The sequence below is a fragment of the Candidatus Hakubella thermalkaliphila genome (assembly GCF_013281975.1).
In the GTDB taxonomy this organism is placed as follows: domain Bacteria; phylum Actinomycetota; class Humimicrobiia; order Hakubellales; family Hakubellaceae; genus Hakubella; species Hakubella thermalkaliphila.
In genome coordinates this window covers 1-2,028 of record NZ_BLRZ01000202.1, presented here as the reverse complement: position 1 = coordinate 2,028, position 2,028 = coordinate 1, and the positions used below count along the sequence as shown (strand labels likewise).

2 protein-coding genes are annotated in these 2,028 nt (G+C 51.5%); both read right to left on the bottom strand.

The features are described 5' to 3' along the window. Nucleotides 1-1,410 (bottom strand): DNA topoisomerase (ATP-hydrolyzing) (locus HW443_RS10860; protein WP_176238192.1); only part of this gene is annotated, 1,410 nt, incomplete at its 3' end. A 60-nt stretch (nt 1,411-1,470) separates the two neighbouring features. Further along, nucleotides 1,471-2,028, bottom strand: a 558-nt coding sequence (locus HW443_RS10855; protein ID WP_258190519.1) for a toprim domain-containing protein, incomplete at its 5' end; no start/stop codon positions are given.

Here is a 2,028-nt window from a genome sequence, read left to right as displayed (position 1 = left end):
GATCTCTGTCTTGCGCTCGTCACCAAACTGTTTTTTGAGGTCACGAAGTTCCTTCTTGATGATCTCATAGACCAGGCGATCATCGGCCAGGACACCTTTCAGATAAGCGATGGTGTTTAGCAGTTCTTTATGCTCCTGCGCAATCTTCTCCCTCTCCAGACCGGTTAGCCTCTGTAGTCTCATATCCAGGATGGCCTGAGCCTGCTCCTCGGAAAGCTTGAACTTCTTCATCAGCCTCTCCTTGGCCTGGAGCACTGTCTTGGAAGTCTTAATCAGTCTGATAACCTCGTCCAGATTGGCCAGGGCAATCAGGAGTCCCGCCAGAATATGGGCTCTTTTCTCGGCCCGGGCCAGTTCGAATTTAGTTCGTCTGACCACTACCTCAAACTGGAAGTTTACATAGTGGCCGATGACCTGGGGCAGGCTTAACGTCCTGGGTACACCGTCCACCAGAGCCAGCATAATGACCCCGAAGCTCTCTTGAAGCTGAGTATGTTTATAGAGCTGGTTGAGAACTACTTGGGGAACGGCTTCTCTTTTCAGCTCAATGACCACCCTCAGCCCACTCCTGTCCGATTCGTCCCGCAGATCAGATATGTCGCTGATTTTCTTCTCTCGCACCAGCTCGGCAATTTTCTCAATGAGCCGGGCCTTATTTACCTGAAACGGAATCTCAGTAACCACGATGCGGCTGCGGCCGGATTTGGTCTGCTCCACATGCGCTCTGCCCCTCATTTTGATGATTCCGCGTCCCCTCTCATAGGCGCTTCGGATACCATCCCGGCCCATGATCAGGCCTCCGGTTGGAAAGTCCGGACCCTTGATTATTTTCAGGAGCTGGTCCATCGTTATGTCCGGATTTTCGATGTAGGCAATGACTCCATCGATCACCTCAGAAAGGTTATGAGGAGGGATGTTAGTGGCCATACCCACGGCAATGCCGGAAGAGCCATTGACCAGAAGGTTAGGAAATCTGGAGGGCAGTACCACTGGCTCCTGAAGAGTGTTATCGAAGTTGTTGACTAAGTCCACCGTTTCCTTGTCAATGTCCCGCAACATCTCCATGGCCAGTTTGGAAAGTCTGGCCTCTGTATACCTCATGGCGGCGGGATTATCACCATCTACTGATCCGAAGTTGCCGTGGCCGTCGATGAGAAGGTAGCGCATGGAGAACTCCTGAGCCATGCGCACCAGAGTGTCGTACACGGCTACATCTCCATGGGGATGGTACTTCCCCAGAACTTCTCCCACAATTCGAGCGCACTTTCGGTGCTGACGGTCGGGGTACATGCCCATTTCGTACATGGCATACAGGACACGTCGGTGCACTGGCTTCAGCCCGTCTCTTGCGTCCGGGAGAGCCCTTCCTACGATCACGCTCATGGCGTAATCCAGGTAGGATTTTTTCATCTCATCTTCAATTTCGATGACTTTAATCTTTCCGTCTAAGACCACAAGCTACCCATCCATCTAGATATCCAGGAATCTTACATCCCTGGCGTTTTTCTCTATGAAAATGCGGCGAGGTTCCACATCGTCCCCCATAAGGATAGAAAAGATCTGGTCGGCTAAAATGGCGTCCTCCACCTCTACTTTAAGAAGGGTTCTTGTCTGAGGGTTCATGGTGGTATCCCACAACTGTTCCGGATTCATCTCTCCCAGGCCCTTATACTGCTGGACAGTGGCCCCCCTCTCCCCTACTTTATTCAGAAGTTGCCTCAGCTCTTCCTCGCTATGGGCATAGTAACGTTGTTTGTCTTTGGCAACCCCAAAGAGAGGGGGTTGAGCAATGTAGATGTAGCCAGCCTCAATCATCTGCGGCATATAACGATAAAAGAAGGTTAGCATCAGGGTGCGGATATGAGCCCCATCCACATCGGCATCGGTCATAATAATCGCCTTGTGGTATCGGGCATTTCTTAGGTCAAACTCCTCGGCAATCCCCGTGCCCAGAGCAGCGATGATAGCCTGGATCTCGCTGGAGCTCAGGATCTTATTGATGCGAGCTTTTTCCACATTCAGGATCTT